Source organism: Kocuria sp. U4B (assembly GCF_054875615.1).
On the sequence record NZ_CM142180.1, the window covers coordinates 2,225,200 to 2,242,476 of the forward strand.

The 17,277-nt window shown below is 74.9% G+C and carries 16 protein-coding genes and 1 riboswitch; of the genes, 8 read left to right on the top strand and 8 right to left on the bottom strand.

Annotated elements, in window-relative coordinates; all coding sequences use genetic code 11:
* Nucleotides 1–112 precede the first annotated feature (112 nt).
* A complete protein-coding gene (locus tag ACYSMR_RS10545) occupies nt 113–481 on the bottom strand; it encodes a helix-turn-helix domain-containing protein (RefSeq protein ID WP_251332187.1) in 369 nt (122 codons plus the stop codon).
* Nucleotides 482–792: 311 nt separating this feature from the next.
* Between ACYSMR_RS10545 and ACYSMR_RS10550 the strand changes: the two genes are divergently transcribed.
* Nucleotides 793–1,224, top strand: coding sequence for a hypothetical protein (locus ACYSMR_RS10550; RefSeq protein ID WP_309126415.1), 432 nt, complete (start codon nt 793–795; stop codon nt 1,222–1,224).
* Here the strand turns inward: ACYSMR_RS10550 and ACYSMR_RS10555 are convergent.
* From ACYSMR_RS10555 to ilvD, 3 genes are all read right to left on the bottom strand, one after another.
* Nucleotides 1,221–2,993, bottom strand: a complete 1,773-nt coding sequence (locus ACYSMR_RS10555; RefSeq protein ID WP_461745129.1) for a glycoside hydrolase family 15 protein — start codon at nt 2,991–2,993, stop codon at nt 1,221–1,223. The genes ACYSMR_RS10550 and ACYSMR_RS10555 overlap by 4 nt on opposite strands.
* Nucleotides 2,994–3,068: 75 nt before the next feature.
* Entirely contained in the window at nt 3,069–3,545 is a 477-nt protein-coding gene (locus ACYSMR_RS10560) for a hypothetical protein (protein WP_461745131.1), read from the bottom strand.
* A 42-nt stretch (nt 3,546–3,587) separates the two neighbouring features.
* On the bottom strand, nt 3,588–5,279 hold the full coding sequence (gene ilvD, locus ACYSMR_RS10565; RefSeq protein ID WP_461745133.1) for a dihydroxy-acid dehydratase: 1,692 nt from the start codon (nt 5,277–5,279) through the stop codon (nt 3,588–3,590).
* Nucleotides 5,280–5,458: 179 nt separating this feature from the next.
* On the opposite strand from ilvD, the gene ACYSMR_RS10570 reads away from it, so the two are divergent.
* Both ACYSMR_RS10570 and ACYSMR_RS10575 read left to right on the top strand, forming a co-directional pair.
* Nucleotides 5,459–6,361 (top strand): SDR family oxidoreductase, encoded by a 903-nt coding sequence (locus ACYSMR_RS10570; protein ID WP_309125664.1) that lies wholly within the window; start codon nt 5,459–5,461, stop codon nt 6,359–6,361.
* 46 nt (nt 6,362–6,407) lie between these two features.
* A complete protein-coding gene (locus ACYSMR_RS10575) occupies nt 6,408–6,830 on the top strand; it encodes a ChaB family protein (protein WP_461745135.1) in 423 nt (140 codons plus the stop codon).
* A gap of 21 nt (nt 6,831–6,851) precedes the next feature.
* Here the strand turns inward: ACYSMR_RS10575 and ACYSMR_RS10580 are convergent, their stop codons facing one another.
* Nucleotides 6,852–7,604, bottom strand: a complete 753-nt coding sequence (locus ACYSMR_RS10580) for a sulfite exporter TauE/SafE family protein (RefSeq protein ID WP_251332180.1) — start codon at nt 7,602–7,604, stop codon at nt 6,852–6,854.
* A gap of 112 nt (nt 7,605–7,716) precedes the next feature.
* Here ACYSMR_RS10580 and ACYSMR_RS10585 point away from each other — a divergent pair, with 112 nt between their 5' ends.
* Together ACYSMR_RS10585 and ACYSMR_RS10590 are read left to right on the top strand one after the other, a co-directional pair.
* The gene (locus ACYSMR_RS10585; RefSeq protein WP_251332179.1) at nt 7,717–9,180 is read left to right on the top strand and encodes an aldehyde dehydrogenase family protein; all 1,464 of its coding nucleotides are present in this window, start codon (nt 7,717–7,719) and stop codon (nt 9,178–9,180) included.
* Between the two features lie 16 nt (nt 9,181–9,196).
* A complete protein-coding gene (locus tag ACYSMR_RS10590; RefSeq protein ID WP_309125666.1) occupies nt 9,197–10,882 on the top strand; it encodes a RecQ family ATP-dependent DNA helicase in 1,686 nt (561 codons plus the stop codon).
* Here ACYSMR_RS10590 and ACYSMR_RS10595 read toward each other — a convergent pair.
* Together ACYSMR_RS10595 and ACYSMR_RS10600 are read right to left on the bottom strand one after the other, a co-directional pair.
* The gene (locus ACYSMR_RS10595; protein ID WP_461745138.1) at nt 10,807–12,219 is read right to left on the bottom strand and encodes an LLM class flavin-dependent oxidoreductase; all 1,413 of its coding nucleotides are present in this window, start codon (nt 12,217–12,219) and stop codon (nt 10,807–10,809) included. The two genes, ACYSMR_RS10590 and ACYSMR_RS10595, sit on opposite strands and share 76 nt — an antisense overlap.
* Nucleotides 12,216–12,980 carry a 3-oxoacyl-ACP reductase gene (locus ACYSMR_RS10600; protein ID WP_461745140.1) on the bottom strand — a complete coding sequence of 255 codons (765 nt, stop codon included), beginning with the start codon at nt 12,978–12,980 and terminating at the stop codon, nt 12,216–12,218. Before ACYSMR_RS10600 ends, ACYSMR_RS10595 begins: the two co-directional genes overlap by 4 nt.
* Before the next feature lie 41 nt (nt 12,981–13,021).
* A riboswitch (TPP riboswitch) is annotated at nt 13,022–13,127 on the bottom strand.
* A 97-nt stretch (nt 13,128–13,224) separates the two neighbouring features.
* On the opposite strand from ACYSMR_RS10600, the gene ACYSMR_RS10605 reads away from it, so the two are divergent.
* A complete protein-coding gene (locus tag ACYSMR_RS10605) occupies nt 13,225–14,481 on the top strand; it encodes an FAD-dependent oxidoreductase (RefSeq protein ID WP_251332177.1) in 1,257 nt (418 codons plus the stop codon).
* Nucleotides 14,478–15,098, top strand: a complete 621-nt coding sequence (locus ACYSMR_RS10610) for a uracil-DNA glycosylase (RefSeq protein WP_461745142.1) — start codon at nt 14,478–14,480, stop codon at nt 15,096–15,098. Before ACYSMR_RS10605 ends, ACYSMR_RS10610 begins: the two co-directional genes overlap by 4 nt.
* Here ACYSMR_RS10610 and ACYSMR_RS10615 read toward each other — a convergent pair.
* Complete coding sequence (locus ACYSMR_RS10615) at nt 15,093–15,638, bottom strand: TetR family transcriptional regulator (RefSeq protein WP_251332175.1); 546 nt, start codon at nt 15,636–15,638, stop codon at nt 15,093–15,095. The genes ACYSMR_RS10610 and ACYSMR_RS10615 overlap by 6 nt on opposite strands.
* Before the next feature lie 121 nt (nt 15,639–15,759).
* Here ACYSMR_RS10615 and ACYSMR_RS10620 point away from each other — a divergent pair, with 121 nt between their 5' ends.
* Entirely contained in the window at nt 15,760–17,271 is a 1,512-nt protein-coding gene (locus ACYSMR_RS10620; protein WP_461745144.1) for an MFS transporter, read from the top strand.
* The last annotated feature ends 6 nt before the right edge of the window (nt 17,272–17,277 follow it).

Genomic DNA, 17,277 nt, shown 5'->3' on the forward strand with positions numbered 1-17,277 from the left:
GACCAGCGGGGAGGCCCTTTTCTGTCCCCACATCTATGCCCCGCACCAGACGAAAGTCCCTTGTCATCCCGCCGTCCGGGGGCCCGGGGCCGCCCGCGGCCACCGGGGGCGGTCAGCGGTGGGTCCGCTCCGTGCTGCGGGCGGCGCGCAGGACCTCGTAGTGGAAGGTCACCAGTTCGCCCCTGCGCACGGTCCCGCCACTGGGGGTGGGCCTGCTCTGCGGGGTCCGGCTGATGTAGCCGGCGTCCTCGAGCTTCGTGAGCGCATGGGCGATGGTCTTCCGCTGGTACCCGAGCCGGTCGGCGAGGTCCGACGGGATGACGCCCACGGGCTGCCCGTGGGCGGCGTTGGCGCGGGCGGCCAGGGTGAGGAGCACCAGCTTCTCGGCGGGCGTGAGGCCGCGGATCTCGGTGGCGTCCGTGAGGGCCTGCTCGTAGTGCGTGGCGGACGGAGGGGCGGAGGAGTTCTCGGACGCGGTCACGGCGGTCCTCCTTCCGGTGGGTGAGAGGGCGGTGGCACGGTCTGTTCACGATTGTGGGCGGGGCGGGCCCGCCGCGGAAGGGGTTCGGCGGATCGTTCCCGGATGTGGCGGGAAAGGTCGTGCGCGGGGCCCGGCGCAGGAGCGTCTCCGCCGCGCGCCGTCGACGACGGGAGCCGCCGCTTGACCCCGGCGCCGGACGGCCCCACGATCGGGACATGCCGTGCGGTGGCGGCGGACCGGCGGCGGGCACAGGCACGTCACGTTCCCCGGCCCCTCCCGCCCCGTCCGGGAGGGGCGCCCGAGGAGGACCCGTGGACGCCGAGGCCCTGGACGGACTGCGCCCGCTGCTCGGGCTCTGGCGCACGAGCGGGCACGTGCTGGCGCGGACCGGCGCCCGGGAGGCGGCGATCGCCGGCACCGACGAGTACGAGCTCATGGAGGGCGGCCGGTGGGTGCTCCACCGGGTCGACGTGCTGGTGGGCGGCGTGCGCACCGTCGCGCTCGAGCTCATCGGGGACCCCGACGGGCGCGGCGCGCTCGCCATGCGCGCCTTCGACGCGAGCGGCCGCTACGACGAGATGCGCCTCGCCCCGGCGGGCGAGGGCGTGCTGCTCCTGACGGGAGACGGCGTGCGCTCGACGCTGCGCCTCACCGGCGCGGACGCCATGGACGCGCTGTGGGAGCGCCAGGCCGGCGGCGAGTGGGCCCCGTGGATGCAGCTGCACTTCGAGCGGATCCGCTAGGGCGCGGTGTCGCGCAGCGTGAGCACCGCCTGGACGAGCGCGGCGTGGGTGAGGGCCTGGGGGAAGTTGCCCAGGTGGGCGCCGGTGGCCGGGTCCATCTCCTCCCCGTAGAGGCCGAGCGGGGTGGCCCGTGCGAGCAGCGCCCCGAACAGCTCGGTCGCCTCGGCGCGGCGCCCGGTCCGGGCCAGCGCCTGGACGAGCCAGAACGAGCAGGGCAGGAAGGCCCCCTCGCCCCCGGGCAGGCCGTCGCGGCCGGGCGGGTAGCGGTACAGGAGAGGCCCGCCGGCCGACAGCTCGCGCCGGACGGCGTCCACGGTGCCGCGGCTGCGGGACGAGCCGGGGGGCTCGAAGCCCAGGGCGGGGAGCAGCAGCAGGGCCGCGTCCAGGTCGGGGGAGCCGTAGGCGCGGGTGTAGCTGCCCCGGGCCGGGTCGAAGCCGCGGGTCCTGACCTCGGCGGCCAGCTCGTCCCGGGCGGTCCGCCACCGCCGCCGCTGCCCCTCGCCCAGGCGGTGGCCCTGCCCGATCCGCAGCGCCCGGTCCAGGGCGAGCCAGCCCATCAGCTTGGAGTGGACGTGGTGGGCCGCGTCCGCCCGCAGCTCCCAGATCCCCGCGTCGGGCTCCCGCCACCGCCGGGCCACCAGGTCGGCGAAGCCCCGCATCGCCCGCCACGCCTCCGAGTTCAGCCGGTGGCCGGCCTGCACATAGGTCCACGCCGCGTCGACCACCCACCCGTACCCGTCGAGCTGGTGCTGGTCGGCGGCGCCGTTGCCCGTGCGCACCGGCGCGCTCCCGGCGTAGCCCGGCCACCCCGCCAGCGACCGCTCCGCGGGCACGCGGCACCCCATCAGGGTGAGCAGCGCGGGCAGCCGGGGCCGGTCCAGACGGCTGGCGTGCAGCAGCCACCCGAGGAAGCGCTCCGCCTCCAGCACCTTCCCCGTGCCGAGGAAGGTGCTCACCCCGATGCTGGCGTCGCGCGGCCACGTGTAGCGGTAGTCCCAGTTGCGCACCCCGCCCGGGTCCTCCGGCAGGGACGTGGTCGGCGCCGCCACCGGCGCCCCGGAGGGGGAGCAGGTCAGCAGGCGCAGGGTGAGCATGCTGCGGACCACGGCCTCCCGGAAGGGCAGGCCCTGGTCGATGCCCGCCGCCCACTCCCGCCACAGGGCCTCGTCGGCCTCGACGAGGCCCCAGGCGGTGGCCGGGTCGACGTGGACGAGGGGTTCGCCGTGGGCGGCGGCCAGCACGAAGGTGACCGGCCGGCCGGGCACCACGGTGAAGGTCCCCGGGCGGCCGGGCTCCACCTCCACGGGCGGGTCGGCGCCCAGGGACAGGGCGAGCCGGCCGAAGTCGCACACGAGCACCGGTCCGCGGCGGACGCGGGGGCGCCGGTGCCGTTCCCCCAGCCGGGGGTCGAAGTCGACCACGGCGCTCGCCGGGGCGCCCTCGGCGGACAGCTGCCGCACCAGCAGGGTGGCCGGCAGCAGCCGCCCGGACACCTCCGCCACCATCGCCTCCCGGAGCACCAGGCGGCCGGAGCCGGTCGCCCAGGTCGTCTCCAGGGTGGCGGTGTGCCCGCGGTAGCGCCGCGCCGACGGGGCCGCGGGTCCAGCGGGGCCGAGGCGGAAGCGTCCCGCCCCGGGCCCGCCGAGCAGGGCCCCGAACACGGGCTCGCCGTCGAAGCGCGGCAGGCAGCACCAGTCGATCGTCCCGTCGCCGGTCACGAGCGCGCCCGTGCGGGTGCCGCCCAGCAGCCCGTGCTCGCCGATCGGCACCGGACGCGGGGGAACCGCCCCGGGAGGGGGCGCGTCCCCGCCCCGCCCTGTCGCCGGCACCGCCGCCTCCGCCGCTCAGCCCGGCCCGAGGAGCAGACCGAGGAGGGCGCCGTAGAGGACGTGGGCCACGGCGGCGACCACGGGGGTCTGGAAGCCGTAGTTCAGCCCGAGCAGCCCCGGCGGCTCCAGGACGGCCGTGCTGGCCGGCCCCGCACGGTGCGACGCCATCCGGGGGTGCACCCCGGGCAGGAGCGGCAGGACCAGGGTCAGGGCGACGGCGCCGTGGAGCAGGCCCAGCAGCGCCCCGAGCCACCACGTGCTCCGGCCGAGCAGGGCGAACGTGCCCGCGTAGCCGAGCGCGAAGCACTGCCCCGCGGCCAGGTGCAGGAAGCCGCCCGCGACCCGGGCGCGGTCGGGGTCCGGGGTCACGAGGGCGCCCAGCACGAGCGGGAGGTCCAGGCGGGTGAGGCCGGCCATCTGCGCGGCGATCATCACCAGGGTCAGGGCGCTGGTGGCCAGCAGCCCGAAGAGGCCCCAGCCGGCCCAGTCCATCCCCGCCCCGCCCCTCGCCCGGTGGCCCGCGGCCCGGCGCGGTCAGCCGGTGACCGCGCCGAGGGACGCGGAGCGCACCAGCTTGGCGTACTTGCCGAGCACCCCGCCGGTGTACTGCGGGGGCAGCGGGGCCCAGCCCTCGCGGCGGCGCGCCAGCTCCTCCTCGTCCACGAGCAGCTCGAGGGTGCGGGCCGTGAGGTCCACGCTCACGCGGTCGCCGTCGCGCACGAAGGCGATCGGCCCGGCGTCGACGGCCTCGGGGGCGATGTGGCCGATGCACAGGCCCGTGGTGCCGCCGGAGAACCGGCCGTCGGTCAGCAGGAGCACGTCCTTGCCGAGGCCGGCGCCCTTGATGGCGCCGGTGATGGCGAGCATCTCCCGCATGCCGGGCCCGCCCTTCGGGCCCTCGTAGCGGATGACGAGGACGTCCCCGGCGGCGACGGTCCCGGCCTCGAGCGCGTCCATCGCGGCCTGCTCCCGCTCGAAGACCCGGGCGGGGCCCTCGAAGGCCTCGGCGTCGAAGCCCGCGGACTTCACGACCGCGCCCTCCGGGGCCAGCGAGCCGTGCAGGATCGTGATGCCGCCCGTGCGGTGGATCGGGTCGTCGAGGCGGCGGATGACCTGGCCGTCCACCGGGCCGGGGCCGATGGCGTCGAGGTTCTCGGCGAGGGTCCTGCCGGTGACCGTGAGGACGTCGCCGTGCAGCAGCCCGGCGTCCAGCAGGAGCTTCATCACCACCGGGATGCCGCCGTGGCGGTCGACGTCGTTCATCACGTAGCGGCCGAACGGCTTGACGTCGGCCAGGTGGGGGACCCGGTCGCCGATCCGGTCGAAGTCCTCGAGGCTCAGGTCCACGTCCGCCTCGTGGGCGATGGCGAGCAGGTGCAGCACCGCGTTCGTGGAGCCGCCGAGGGCCATGAGCACGGTGATCGCGTTCTCGAACGCCTCCCGGGTGAGGACGTCGCGGGCGGTGATGCCCTGCCGGAGCATCTCGACCACGGCCTCCCCGGAGCGGTGGGCGAACTGGTCGCGGCGCCGGTCCGCCGAGGGCGGGGCGGCGGACCCGGGCAGGCTCATCCCGATGGCCTCGGCCACGGACGCCATCGTGTTCGCCGTGTACATCCCGCCGCAGGCGCCCTCGCCGGGGCAGATCGCCCGCTCGATCCGGTCCAGGTCCTCGCGGCCCATGAGCCCGGCCTTGCACGCGCCCACGGCCTCGAACGCGTCGATGAGGGTGACGTCCTTCTCGGTGCCGTCGGTGAGCTTCACCCAGCCCGGGGCGATGGTGCCGGCGTAGAGGAAGACCGCGGCGAGGTCCAGGCGGGCCGCGGCCATGAGCATGCCGGGCAGGGACTTGTCGCACCCGGCCAGCAGCACGGACCCGTCGAGGCGCTCCGCCTGCATCACGGTCTCCACGGAGTCGGCGATCACCTCGCGGGAGACCAGGGAGAAGTGCATCCCCTGGTGGCCCATGGAGATCCCGTCCGAGACGGAGATCGTGCCGAACTGCAGGGGATAGCCCCCGCCGGCGTGGACGCCCTCCCGGCAGCCCTGGGCCAGGCGGTCCAGGGAGAGGTTGCACGGCGTGATGTCGTTCCACGAACTGGCGATGCCGATCTGGGGCTTGTCCCAGTCGTCGTCGCCCATGCCGACGGCACGGAGCATGCCACGGCTGGCGGTCGCGTCGAGGCCGTCGGTGACCTGGCGGCTGCGGGGCTTCATGTCGGGGCTCATGGACCTCTCCCGTTCGGCGGTGCGTGAGGCAGGGCGTGCCGCGAACCTATCAACGGGACTCGTGGAGCGTCGAGGGCGTCCGCCCGGGAATTTCCGCATCCCGGGGGCAGACAAGCCCGGCCGCGCCTCCTAGGCTGGGAGACGACGAGAAAGTAAGCACCCTGATCGAAGGAGCCGAGATGCCCGAAGCGCCCGTGTCCCACCACGCCCAGCAGATGGCCGACGCCGAGGGAGGGATGCCCGAGCAGCAGCAGACGCCCCCCGGGCTGACCGCCCGGATGGACCCGGTGCCCGACCACGGGGAGTCGTCCTGGGTGGGCCACGGCCGCCTCGAGGGCCTGAGGGCCCTGATCACCGGTGGTGACTCCGGCATCGGCCGGGCCGTGGCCATCGCGTTCGCCCGGGAGGGCGCCGACGTGGCCATCAACTACCTGCCCGAGGAGGAGGAGGACGCGCGCGACGTCGCGGGCTGGATCGAGAAGGCCGGCCGCACGGCCGTCCTGGTCCCCGGGGACCTGCGCGAGGAGCAGAGCTGCCAGGACATCGTGGCCCGGGCCGTCGAGGGCCTGGGCGGGCTCAACGTCGTCGTCAACAACGCCGGCTTCCACTGGGCCCGCGGCGAGCACGGGCTCAAGGGGCTGAGGACGGAGGACCTGGAGCGGGCCGTGCGCACCAACCTCTACGGCACACTGTGGATCACCCAGGCGGCGCTGCCGCACCTGGGCCGCGGCGACTGCATCATCAACACCACCTCGATGCAGGCCTACAACCCCTCCGTGTCGATGATCGACTACGCGGCCACCAAGGCGGCGCTCAACAACGTCACCGCGAGCCTCGCCACCGAGCTGGGGCCCGAGGGGATCCGCGTCAACGCCGTGGCCCCCGGCCCGGTCTGGACCCCGCTGCAGCCGGCCACCAAGGAGCCGGAGGCCGTCGCCGGCATGGGCCGGGACACGCCCCTGGGGCGCATCGGCCAGCCCGCCGAGCTCGCCGGCGCCTACGTCTTCCTTGCCTCCCCGGCCGAGGCCAGCTACGTCAGCGGCACCGTCCTCGGCGTCACCGGAGGGACGCCCGTCTTCTGATCCGCCCCCCACCATCCCCCACGGATCCCGACCGAAGGAGCACCCCGTGCCGAAGACCGGCCAGGACGACCACGCCAGGAAGGGCGAGCTGCCCTCCACCCTCCAGCGCTCCGGGCAGAAGGCCCAGGACACCTTCGCCAAGACCTACGACGCCGCGCTGGAGCAGTACGGCGACGAGGAGCACGCCGCCCGCACCGCCTACGCCTCCCTCAAGCACACCCACGAGAAGGTCGGCGACCACTGGGAGGAGAAGGAGGAGTACGGTCCCTCCGACGAGCACGCCGAGGGCGGGCGGGACGCGCAGGCCGGGACCGCCGCCGGCGTCGACGCCAACGCGTCCAAGCGCCACCTCTACGAGGTGGCGCAGCGGCTCGGCGTCGAGGGCCGCTCCTACATGACCAAGAAGGAGCTCGTCGACGCGATCAAGAAGGCCAACGCCGCCGCGACGCGCAGGGCCCGGGAGAGCTGACGCGCGGACCCGCGGGCGGCCTCACAGCACTCCCACGAGGCCGCGCCCGAGGGTGACGGCCCCGCCGAGACCCGCCAGCACGAGGGCGAGCGCGCGGGCCGTGGCGACGGGCACCCGGCGGGAGGCCAGGGTGCCGATCCGCACGCCCAGCACCACGGTGAGGACGATGCCCGGCGCCACCCACCACGGCGGCAGCCCTCCGGTGCCGACCGCCCCGAACGCGGTCTTGGTCAGCACGGAGAGGGCGCCCATCGTCATGAACACCGGTTGCAGGGTGGCTGCGAAGGAGCGCTGCTCCCACCGGGCCAGGCGGGAGTGGATCACCATCACGGGGGCCGCCACCCCGGCCGTGGTGTTGAAGAACCCGCCGATCGCCCCGGCGAGCACGGTGGGCAGCCCTCCACGCCACTCGGGCAGCCGGGGCAGGCCGAGCATGGTGGCCAGGGCGAGCAGGACCACGGCCCCGATCACGACCTGCAGCCAGGCCGCGGGCAGCTCCCGCACCAGCAGGGCGGCGGGCACCGCGCCGACGGCCGCCGCGGGGGCGATCAACGCGTAGCGGCGCCAGTCGACGTGGCGCCACACGGAGAGCATGATCAGGAAGCCGGAGACGGTCGTCGTCGCGTTGGTCACGAGCACTCCCGTGGCCGGGCCCAGCAGCAGCGCCAGGGTCGGGGCGACGACGAGGCCCACGCCGGTCCCCGAGACGCGCTGCAGGGCCGAGCCCACGAGGACGGCGAGCGCGGCGACGGCGAGGAGTTCCACGGCGCCCATTCTCCGCCACCGCCCGCGCCGGGCGGACCATTGGCGTTCCCCGCAACGGACAGTAAGGTTGCTGTCCTGATGAGGTCCCCTCCGGGGCCGCACCCCGATCGGAAGGTACGCAGTGAGCATCACCCGAGACCTGATCATCAACGGCGAGCACGTCCCGGCCCTGAGCGGGCGGACCACCGAGGACGTCAACCCCTACACGGGCGAGGTGTTCGCCACGGTCGCGGCCGGCGCGCCCGAGGACGTGACGCGGGCCGTCGACGCCGCCGCGGCGGCCTCCGAGCAGTGGGCCGCGACGCCCCCCAGCGCCCGGCGCCGGATCTTCCTGCGCGCGGCGGACATCTTCGAGTCCCGCGTCGAGGAGGGCGCCGAGATCATGGCCAAGGAGGTCGGCGGCGTGCGCGGCTGGGCCGAGTTCAACACGCACCTGGCCGCCAACATCCTGCGCGAGGCGGCCGGGGCCACGACCCTGCCCCAGGGCGAGGTCCTGGCGACCGACATGCCCGGCGTGATCTCGATGTCGGTGCGCCAGCCCTACGGCGTGGTCGCCGCCATCTCCCCGTGGAACGCCCCGTTCATCCTCGGCATGCGCTCGATCGCGGTGCCGCTGGCCGTGGGCAACACGGTGGTCATGAAGCCGAGCGAGGACGCCCCCCTGGCGTGCGGGCTGTTCCTCGCCGACGCGCTGATCGAGGCGGGCCTGCCGGCGGGGGCGCTCAACGTCGTGACGAACGACCGCTCCGACGCCGCCGAGGTGGTCGCCACCCTGATCTCCGACAACCGGGTGCGCTGCGTGAACTTCACGGGCTCCACCGCGGTGGGCCGGACCGTCGGCACCCTCGCGGCCCAGCACCTCAAGCCCGCCGTGCTCGAGCTCGGCGGGAAGAACAGCCTGGTGGTCCTCGACGACGCCGACCTGGACTACGCCGTGGACGCCGCCGCCTTCGGCGCGTACATGAACGCCGGGCAGATCTGCATGTCCGTGGACCGCGTGCTCGTGGACCGCAGCGTCGCCGGGGAGTTCACCGAGCGCTTCGCCGAGAAGGTCAAGCACCTGCCCACCGGGGACCCGACGGACCCCACCACGGTCATCGGCCCCGCGGTCAACGCCCGGTCGGCCGAGCGCCAGTACGGGCTCATCGACGACGCCGTGGCCAAGGGCGCCTCGGTGCACGCCGGCGGCCACCGGCTGGGGAACGCGCTCGTGCCGGCGACCGTGCTCTCGGACGTCACCCCCGAGATGGACATCTTCCACGACGAGATCTTCGGCGCCATCACCACCGTGTTCGAGGTCGACGGCCCCGACGAGGCCGTCGAGTTCGCCAACAACACCAACTACGGGCTCACCGCGGGCGTCATCACCGAGGACCGGGCGCGCGGGCTGTCCGTGGCGAAGCGGCTCAAGACCGGCATCGTGCACGTCAACGACCAGTCCGTGGCCGACGAGCCGCAGGCCCCGTTCGGCGGGATCCAGGAGTCGGGCTACGGCAAGTTCGGCGGTCACGCCGGGGTCGAGTCCTTCAGCGAGCGGCGGTGGGTCACCATCCAGGAGGAGGGGCACGCCCGGTACCCGTTCTAGGCCGGTGACGAAGAACATGACGAACAGCGTGACGGACGGCGTGACGGACGGCGCGGACGCGGTGCGGCGGCTGCGGGAGGCTGCCGCGGCCTCCTTCGGCATCGAGGAGTTCCGGGAGGGGCAGCTCGAGGCCATGGAGGCGGCGGCCGCCGGCCGGGACGTGCTGGCGGTGATGCCCACCGGCCACGGCAAGTCCGCGATCTACCAGGTCCCCGGCACGGTCCTGCCGGGGACCGCGGTGGTCGTGTCCCCGCTGATCGCCCTCCAGCACGACCAGGTGGAGGCGATCAACGCCGACCTCGGCACCGAGCGGGCCTTCGCCGTCAACTCGCGGGTCGGCGCCCGCCGCGAGCGCGCGGCGTGGGAGGCCCTCGAGAGCGGGCAGGCGAAGTTCCTCTTCCTCGCCCCCGAGCAACTGGCCCGCGAGGAGACCGTCGAGCGGCTGGCGGCGCACCCGCCCTCCCTGTTCGTGGTGGACGAGGCGCACTGCATCTCCTCCTGGGGCCACGACTTCCGCCCCGACTACCTCGTGCTCAGCGAGACCGTCGAGCGGCTGGGCCACCCGCCGGTGGTGGCGCTGACCGCCACGGCGTCCCCGCACACCCGCGCCGAGATCCTCGACCGGCTGGGGATGCGGGAGCCCCTGGTGATCGTGCAGAGCTTCGACCGGCCCAACATCGAGCTGCGGGTGGTGCGCCACCACGAGGCCGCCGACAAGCGGCGGGCCGTCCTCCACGAGGTCGCGGGCCTGGGCGGACCCGGGCTGGTCTACGTGGCGACCCGGAAGGAGACGGAGGCCTACGCCGACGAGCTGGCCGGGCGCGGGCTGCGCGCGGCGGCCTACCACGCGGGCCGGAAGCAGTCCGAGCGGGAGGACGTCCACGCCCGCTTCCTGGACGGCGAGCTCGACGTGGTGGTGGCCACCACGGCGTTCGGGATGGGCATCGACAAGCCGGACGTGCGGTTCGTGGTCCACGCGGACATCACCGACTCCCTGGACAGCTACTACCAGGAGATCGGCCGCGCGGGCCGCGACGGGCAGCCCGCCCTCGCCGTGCTGCACTACCGCTCCGAGGACCTGGGCCTGCAGCAGTACTTCGCCGGCGCCTCCCCCGAGGAGGGCGACGTGGAGCAGGTCTTCCGGGCGGTCCGCGAGGCGGGGCCCGTGCGGGCCCGCGAGCTGCGCGCGCGCACGGGGCTCGGCCCGCGCGCCCAGGCCCGGGCCCTGCACCTGCTCGAGCACAGCGGCGGCATCGTGGCCCGGCGCGAGGGCTACCGCGCCGTCGAGGGGGCCACGCCCGCGAAGGCCGTGGCCGCCGCGCTCGCGGAGGCGGAGAGCCAGCACCGGATCGACAGGTCGCGGATCGAGATGATGCGCGGCTACGCCGAGACGGACGGGTGCCGCCGGGACTGGCTGCTCAACTACTTCGGCGAGGAGACCGACGGCTGGTGCGGCAACTGCGACCGGTGCGACCAGGCGGGCTCCGCGGCCGAGGCCGAGCAGCGGCAGGCGGCCACGCCCCACGGCTGGGAGATCCAGACCCCCGTCTCGCACCGCGAGTGGGGGCCCGGGATCGTGATGGGCGCCGAGCCGGACCGGATCACCGTCCTCTTCGAGGCCGTGGGCTACAAGGAGCTCTCCCTCAAGCTCGTCGAGGAGCACGAGGGGCTGCTGGTGCGGGGCACGCCCGGGGAGGCCTGAGGCCGCCGGGCCCGGGCCCCCGCGCCCGGCCGGGCGAGCCCGAGGTGCCCGCGCAGGGTGGCGGCGTCGTAGCAGGTGCGGAAGAGGCCGCGCCGCTGGAGCTCCGGGACGACGTGGTCGACGAAGCCCTCCAGGAAGTCCGGCAGCAGCGGGGGCATGAGGTTGAACCCGTCGGCGGCTCCCGCGCGGAACCACCGCTCGATCCGGTCCGCGATGCCCCCCGGGGTGCCGGCCACGGTCCAGTGGCCGCCGCCGGCGGCGAGCCTGCCGAGGAGCTGGCGCACCGTGGGCCGCTCGACCTCGACGATCCGCAGGATCGTGGCGTACCGGCCCTGGGGGCCGGTGAACTCCTGCGGTGACGGCAGTACCGGCACCGGGGCGTCGAGCTCCCACCCGCTGCAGTCCTGCTGGACGAACGTGCCCAGCTGGGCCAGTGACTGCTCGGTGGGCAGCAGCGCGTCCACGGCGGCCTGCTGGGCCCGCGCCTCCTCCTCCGTGGACCCCACGTAGGCGACCAGCCCGGGCATGACCGCCACGGTGTGCGGGTCCCGTCCCGCCGCGGCGATGCGAGCCTTGAGGTCGGCGTAGTAGTCCTGGCCGGCGGAGAGGTCGCAGGCCACCGCGGAGACCGCCTCCGCGTGCCGGGCGGCCAGCTCGCGCCCGGGGCCCGACGCGCCGGCCTGGAACAGCACCGGCCTGCCCTGCGGGGGACGGGGCACGGTCAGCGGCCCGTCCACCCGGAAGTGCTCGCCGGCGTGGTCGAGGCGGTGCAGCAGCGCCGGGTCGGCGTAGACGCCGTCCCGGTCGGCGACCAGGGCGTCGTCGGCCCACGAGTCCCACAGCCGCTGGGCGACCTCGACGAACTCCTGCGCCCGCTCGTAGCGCTGCTCCCGCGGCGGCATGGCCGCCCAGCCGTGGTTGCGGGCCTCCTCGGCGAACATGGAGGTCACCACGTTCCACCCCGCCCGTCCCCCGCTGATGTGGTCGAGGGAGGCCAGCATCCGCGCGGCGTGGAACGGGGTGGAGAACGTGGTCGAGACGGTGCAGACCAGCCCGATCCGCTCGGTGGCGCGAGCCATGGCGGACAGGGCGGTCAGCGGCTCGAGGAACCAGCGGGGCCCCGAGGCGACGTCACCGGCACTGTGCCCGTCGGCGAAGAACACGGCGTCGAAGAGGCCGCGCTCGGCCGTCCGGGCCAGGCGTTCGTAGTAGGAGATGTCCCCGAGCTGCTCCACGGGGGAGCCGGGGCGCCGCCACGCCGCGCCGTGGTGGCCGGCGCCGAAGAGGAAGGCGTTGAGGTGCAGCTGCCGATCGGTGCGCACGAGGGCCCGGCTCACCCCATGACCAGTCCGCCGTCGACCACCAGGTTCTGCCCGGTGACCGAGCGCGCCCAGGGCGACGCGAAGAACAGGACGGCGTCGGCGAACTCCTCCGGGGTGGTGACGCGGCCCAGCGGGGTGGAGGAGGCGATGAGGTCGAAGACCTCCTCGGGGGTGGCCGCGCTGGCGTCCGTGGTGCGCAGCAGCCCGCCGGAGACCATGTTCACCGTGACGCCGTGCCGGCCCAGGTCCTTGGCCAGGGTCCGGGTCAGCGAGAGCAGCGCCGCCTTGGCCGCCGTGTAGTCGTGGTAGGGCACCACCGGGTTCTGGAACAGGTTGGTGCCGACGTTGACGATCCGCCCGGAGCCCTGCTCCTGCATCCCCGGCAGGACCGCCTGCGTCGTGTTGAGGGCCCCTCGGACGGTGCCGGAGAACTGGGCGGCGAACTCGTCCCAGCCGATCTCCGCGGCGCCCGACCGGGCGTCGCCGTTGAAGGAGAAGTCCGCCAGCGCGTTGTTGACCACGGTCGTGACCGGGGCGCCGAAGTGGTCCCGGGCGCGCTCGAGCATGGCGGAGACCTGCCCGGGATCGGTGACGTCGGCGGGCAGCGCCACGGCCCGCTCGGGGGTCAGCCGGTCCGCGAGCTCCTGCGCGGCCGCCCCGCTCGTCCGGTGGTTGATCACCACCTTCGCGCCCTCGGCCGCGAAGGCCTGGACGATGCGGCGGCCGAGGCCGCGGCCGCCGCCGGTGACCAGGACGATCTGCTCTGCGATTCGCATGGGCGTTCCCTTGAACGGGGCGGGGGCGAACGCGACGACGGACCTCCACCGCGTGACATCCCTCCGCCAGTGCTGACTGGATCAGGTTCGACGGGTCTGTTCTCAGCCCGCCGCCGAACCCCGGTGCGGGCACCCCGTGCCACTGCCGGTGAGTCTAGCCCCTCGTGGCTCTTGATCTGCCAGGGGTCGTAGTGCGATCGTCGGCACAGGCGACCGGTCCGTCCGGCACAGGCGGGAGGCTCTCATGGTGGATCCGACGGTCCTCACCACCACGTGCTGCGTCGTGGGCGGCGGCCCCGCCGGGCTGATGGCCGGGGTGCTGCTCGCCCGGCAGGGCGTGGACGTGGTCGTGCTCGAGAAGCACGCGGACTTCCTGCGCGACTTCCGCGGCGACACGATCCACCCCTCCACGACCGAGCTCATGGCCGAGCTGGGCTGGCTCGACGAGTTCCTGCGGCTGCCGCACACGCGCGTCGAGCGGGCGACCATCTCCGTCACCGGCGACGGGGGCGAGATCGTCGTCGGCCGCTTCGACCGCCTCCCCGTGCGGTGCCCCTTCATCGCGTTCATGCCCCAGTGGGACTTCCTGGACTTCCTCGCCGACCGCGGCGCGGAGCTGCCCGCGTTCCGGCTGCTGCGCTCCACCCCGGTCGACGGCCTGCTCGTCGAGGACGGGCGGTGCGCCGGCGTCGTCGCGCACGACGGCGCCGGGACGCCCGTGCACGTGCGGGCGGACCTGGTCCTGGCCACGGACGGGCGGGACTCCGTGCTGCGGGAGGCCGCAGGCCTGGCGCCCGTGGCCTCGCGCTCGCGGATCGACGTCCTGTGGTTCCGGGTGCCCCGGGAGCCGGGGCAGCAGATGCCCCTGTTCAACGCGGGCGACGGTGCCGTGGTCGTGCTGCCCCGGCCGGACTACTGGCAGGCCGCCCTGATCATCCCGGCGGGGCAGTACGAGCAGCTGCGGACCGGGGGGCTGGAGGCCTTCCGCGCCCGGGTGCGCGGGGTGGCGCCGCCCCTCGCCGAGGGGCTCACGGCGATCGAGGACTGGGAGCAGGTGAAGCTGCTGCGCGTGCGCGTGGACCGGCTGCGCCGCTGGTGGCGGCCGGGGCTGCTGTTCCTGGGCGACGCGGCCCACGCGATGTCCCCGGCCGGCGGGGTGGGGATCAACCTCGCGATCCAGGACGCGGTCGCGGCCGCGAACGAGCTGGGGCCGCGGCTGCTGCGCGGCGAGGTCCGGGACCGGGACCTCGCCCGCGTGCAGCGCCGACGGGCCTGGCCCGCGCGGGTCACCCAGCTGTTCCAGCTGGTGCTGGCGCGCCGGCTCGTCCCGCCCCGGTCCGGGGGCCGGCCGAAGCCTCCGGTGCCGCTCGGGCTGGTGCGCGCGCTGCCGTTCCTGCCGCACCTGACCGGCCGGTTCATCGGCCTGGGTTTGCGTCCCGAGCACGTCCGGACGCCACCGCGGGCTCCGTGGGACCGGGGGCGCGGGGGACCGTCCCGGTGAGCCTGCCGACGACCGACCCGGTGGGCTCCCCGGCCGACAAGCGCGCCCGCGTGGACGAGGCGCACGTGGCCCCGCTCAACGCCCTGGTCCGCTCGTGGCGGGCGGAGCACCGGTTCGTGCCGTGGATCGACCCCGACGGCGGCGGCACCGCGGCCCGCGTGCTCGTGCTCATGGAGGCGCCCGGGCCCGCCACCGTCGCGGCCGGTGACCTCGGCTTCAGCTCCGAGGACAACGCCGACCCCACGGCCCGGGCCTTCCGGCAGCTGCGGGAGGCCTCCGGCCTCGCGCGCGGGGACTACCTGCGCTGGAACGTGGTGCCGTGGGCGCTGCGCGACGCCGGGGGCCGGCACCGGCCGCCGAGGACGGACGACCTCGTCGAGGCCGGGCCGGCCCTGCGGGCGCTGGTCGGGGCGCTGCCGCAGCTGCGCGTCGTCGTGACCGTCGGGGCTCCCGCCCTGACCGGGATGATGCGCCTGCTCACCGTCGAGGAGCCGCCGCGGCTGCTGCCCGTGCTGGGCGTGCCGCACCCGTCGCTGCGCAACGGCCACCGCCGCGAGGAGACCCGGCAGCGGATCCTCGTCGCGCTGCGCACGGCCGCCGCCGCGGCGCGCTCATGACCGGGGGCTGAGCCGGTCCACGACCGCCAGCAGGGACGTCAGGATCGCGTGGCGCTCCGGCGAGCCGTCGGGCAGCAGCCCGATCGACGCGTTGTGGTAGAGCCCGTCGCCCATCTGCTGCACCGCGGTGGCGACCACGGCGTCGCCCACGTCCGCGAGGATCAGCTCGTACCACGCCTCCTCGAGGCGCTTCAGGGCCGTCCGGGCGTTCTCGTCGCCGGACTGGACCAGCCGGGACGCCACGATGAGGGCCCGGTCCAGCTCGCTGTCCTCGAACAGGGACGTGGTGAGGAAGTACCGCGCCGCGCCGTCCTGCGCGGCGGCCATCGCCTCGAGGTCCTGGTGCATGAGCTCCTCGAGGCGCTGCAGGGTCGCGTCCACCAGCGACTGGCGGTGGGGGAAGTGGTAGAGCAGCCCGCCCTTGGACACCCCCGCGGCCGCGGCCACGGCGTCGAGGGTGGCGGCGCGCTCGCCGTCGTCGAGGACGATCTGCTCGAAGGCGGCCAGGAGCTTGTCCCGGGCCACGGGTCGGCGCGGCATGTGAGGAAGACCTCCCTGGTTCGGACTGCTGCCCCATTGTGCCAGGCGGCCGATAACTGTACCGTCTAGACGGTACAGTTATCGAGGCCGACCGTCCCCCACGTTCTCCCGGAGGTGAACCATGACCGCCCTGCTGACGTCCCGTCCCACGGCAGGTGCGCGGGAGTGGGCCGCGCTCGCGGTCCTGATGCTCCCCGTCCTGCTCGTGTCGGTCGACAACACGGCCCTGAGCTTCGCCCTGCCGTCCGTCTCCCGGGCCCTGCACCCCACGGGCACGCAGCTGCTGTGGATCGTGGACGTCTACGCCCTCGTGCTGGCGGGCCTGCTGATCCCCATGGGCAGCCTGGGCGACCGCATCGGCCGGCGGCGGCTGCTGCTGATCGGCGGCACCGGCTTCGCGGCCGTCTCGGCCACGTCGGCCTTCGCGCCCACCGCCGAGCTGCTCGTGGCCGGGCGCGCCGCCATGGGCTTCTTCGGGGCGATGCTGATGCCCGCCACCCTGTCCCTGCTGCGCAACATCTTCCTCGACCCGCGCCAGCGCCGGATCGCGATCGCGGTCTGGGCCGGCGGCTTCAGCGGCGGGGCGGCCCTCGGCCCGATCGTCGGCGGCTTCCTGCTCAACCACTTCTGGTGGGGCTCGGTCTTCCTCATGGCCGTGCCCGTGCTCGTCCCGCTGCTGGTGCTGGGCCCCCTGCTGGTCCCGGAGTCCCGCGACCCCCGGCCCGGGCCCGTGGACGTGGCCTCCGTGGTGCTCGCCATGCTCGCCATGGCCCCGGTCGTCTACGGGATCAAGGCGCTCACCGCCTCCGGGGAGCTCTTCGACGGCCTGCTCAGCACGGCCTTCGGAGTGCTCTTCGGCGTGCTGTTCGCGCGCCGGCAGGCCGTGCTCGAGCACCCGATGCTGGACCTCGGCCTCTTCCGCCACCCCGGCTTCACCGGCGGCGTGACGGTCAACGTGCTGGGCAACGTGGGGCTGATGGGCTTCCTGTTCATGCTCACCCAGTACCTCCAGCTCGTGGTGGGCCTCGACACCATGACCGCGGGGCTGACCATGGTCCCGGGCCTGGCCCTGACCGTGCTCTCCGGGTTCGCGGCCGTGCGGGCGGTCCGCCGGCTGGCGGCACGGACCGTCATCGTGACCGGGATGGCCGTCTCGGCCACCGGGTTCCTCGTGGTCGCCCTCGCGGACCCCGCCGCGGGGCCCCTGGTGGTCCTCGGGGGGTTCTGCCTGGTCGGCGCCGGCATCGGGCTCGCCGAGACCCTCTCCAACGACCTGATCCTCGCCGCGGCGCCGCCCCGGAAGGCGGGTGCGGCGTCGGCGATCTCGGAGACCGGCTACGAGGTGGGGGCCGTGCTGGGCACCGCCGTCCTGGGCGGGCTGCTGACGGCCTTCTACCAGCGCCACCTCGAGCTGCCGGCGGCCCTGGACCCGGGGGCGGCGGCCGCCGCGCACGAGACGCTCGGCGCGGCCGTCGAGGTCGCGGACGGTGCCGGCGCGCTCGGCCCGGCCGTGCAGGAGGCCGCGTTCGCGGCGTTCACGGCGGGCATGCACTGGACGGCCGTCGTGATGACGGGCCTCGTGGCGGTGGCGGCGCTCACGGTCGCCCGCGTGCTGCGGACGGCTCCGCGCTGACCGGCG